2 pseudogenes are annotated in these 2,566 nt (G+C 73.9%); both read right to left on the minus strand.

Annotation, left to right across the window (positions count from 1 at the left end):
* Positions 1-230, minus strand: a pseudogene (locus ACFXA3_RS40720) (hypothetical protein); the annotation flags it as partial.
* Between the two features lie 213 nt (positions 231-443).
* Positions 444-2,471: pseudogene (gene metE, locus ACFXA3_RS40725) on the minus strand (5-methyltetrahydropteroyltriglutamate--homocysteine S-methyltransferase); the annotation flags it as partial.
* Positions 2,472-2,566: the final 95 nt, after the last annotated feature.

The raw sequence follows: 2,566 nt of genomic DNA on the forward strand, positions 1-2,566 counted from the left end.
ACGGTGGTGGCCTGGCCGTTGTCGAGGTTGGTGACCTTGAGCTTCGTTCCGACGGGGAACGTCCCGCTGGTCGCGGCCGGTGCGCCCGCTTCGCCCGACAGCGTCACCGTCGACCCCTGGCACACCACGTCGGGAACGGCGGCGTTGCCGGTCGCCATCGTGGCGACGACCGCGCCGGCCACGACGGTTCCCGAAACGACGGTGAACACGAGCTTCTTCTTGAGACTCATAGTCCGTTTCCTGGACATCCGCACTCCTCGATCGTTGGACGACGTCCTCCCACCACGTCCTGGATACGGCCGTCACCCCGCGCAGAGTTCACTTCTGTCACGGGCCGACACATTCCTCAGGCAGCCTTAAGGTCCGGTTGACGCGCCCTTAACCGGCGCCGTCACACCTGCCGGTCCGGCCGCCGCAGGGGCGGCCGGACCGGCAGACGGTTGTCAGGACCGGCCGGCCGCCAGGTCCGCGCGCACCTCCCGGGCCGCCGCGACGAGGTGCTCCAGGGAGGCACGCGTCTCGGTCCAGCCACGGGTCTTCAGGCCGCAGTCGGGGTTGACCCAGAGCCGTTCGGCGGGGACCGCGCCCAGTCCCCTGCGCAGCAGCGCGGCCGCCTCCGCGGTACCGGGCACGCGCGGGGAGTGGATGTCCCAGACACCGGGTCCCGCCTCGCGGGGGTATCCGTGCGCGGCCAGCTCTTCGGCGATCCGCATGTGGGAGCGGGCGGCCTCCAGGCTGATGACGTCGGCGTCGAGGTCGTCGATGGCCTGGACGATGTCGCCGAACTCCGCGTAGCACATGTGCGTGTGGATCTGGGTGTCCGGCCGGACGCCGCCGGTGGTGAGGCGGAACGCCTCCGTCGCCCACGCCAGGTAGCCGGCGCGGCCCTCGGCCCGCAGCGGCAGGGTTTCGCGCAGGGCGGGTTCGTCGACCTGGATGACCGGGGTCCCGGCCGCCTCCAGGTCGTCCACCTCGTCTCGCAGGGCGAGGGCCACTTGGCGGGCGGTGTCGCCGAGCGGCTGGTCGTCGCGTACGAAGGACCAGGCGAGCATGGTCACCGGGCCGGTCAGCATGCCCTTGACCGGCCTGGCCGTCAGCGACTGCGCGTACGTCGTCCAGCGCACGGTCATCGGCCCGGGACGGGAGATGTCCCCGGCCAGCACCGGCGGGCGGACGTAGCGGGTGCCGTACGACTGGACCCAGCCGTGCCGGGTGGCCAGGTAGCCGGTGAGCTGCTCGGCGAAGTACTGCACCATGTCGTTGCGTTCGGGCTCGCCGTGCACCAGGACGTCGATGCCGGTCTTCTCCTGGAAGGAGACGATCTCGCCGATCTCCGCCTTGATCCGCTCCTCGTACCCGGCGGTGTCGATCCGCCCGGCGCGCAGGTCGGCGCGGGCCGTGCGCAGCTCGTCGGTCTGCGGGAACGAACCGATCGTCGTGGTCGGCAGCAGCGGCAGGCCGAGGCGGGCGCGCTGGGCGGCGGCGCGCCGGGCGTACGGCTGGGAGCGGCGGCCGTCGGCGTCGGTGACCGCCGCGGTGCGGGCCCGTACGGCGGGGTCGTGGGTGAGGGCGGAGCCGGCGCGGGAGGCCAGGTCGGCCCGGTTCGCGGCGAGTTCGGGCGCGAGGGCGTCCGTACCCCGGGCCAGGGCGCGGGCCAGGACCGAGACCTCCCGCGTCTTCTGCCGGGCGAACGCGAGCCAGCGGCGGACCTGCGGGTCGAGGTCGCGCTCGGCGGCGGAGTCCAGCGGGACGTGCAGCAGGGAGCAGGACGCGGCGACGTCGACCCGGTCGGCGAGGCCCAGGAGCGTGCCGAGGGTGGTCAGCGACTTCTGGTGGTCGTTGATCCAGACGTTGCGGCCGTTGACGACGCCCGCGACCAGGCGCTTGCCGGGCAGTCCGCCGACGGCGGCGAGGTCGGCGAGGTTGGTGGCGGCCGCGTCGGTGAAGTCGAGGGCCAGGCCCTCCACGGGCGCCTTGGCGAGCACGGGGAGCGCTGCGCCGAGCCGGTCGAAATAGGAGGCGACGAGCAGCTTCGGACGGTCGGTGGCGGCGCCCAGCTCGCGGTACGCACGCGCGGCGGCGTTCAGGTCGGCCGGGGTGCGGTCCTGGACCAGGGCGGGCTCGTCCAGCTGGACCCACTCGGCGCCGGCGGCGCGCAGGTCGGCCAGGACGCGGGCGTAGACGGGCAGCAGCCGGTCCAGCAGGGTCAGCGGCCGGAAGTCGTGGGCCACGCCCGGCGCGGGCTTGGCGAGGAGCAGGTAGGTGACCGGGCCGACGAGCACCGGGCGGGCGGTGTGGCCGAGCGCGAGGGCCTCCGTCAGCTGGGCGGTCTGCCGGGTGGAGTCGGCGCTGAAGACGGTGTCGGGGCCGAGTTCGGGCACCAGGTAGTGGTAGTTGGTGTCGAACCACTTGGTCATTTCCAGCGGGGCGGTGTCCCGGGTGCCGCGGGCCATCGCGAAGTAGCCGGGGGGGGCGGGGGGGGGGGCCCCCGCCGGGGGGGCCCCCCCGGGGGGGCCCCCCCCTAAGCCGCGTGCGCACACCGGGGGGGGGATTCGAGATATGGCGC

This window comes from Streptomyces sp. NPDC059456, from assembly GCF_042750055.1.
GTDB lineage: Bacteria > Actinomycetota > Actinomycetes > Streptomycetales > Streptomycetaceae > Streptomyces.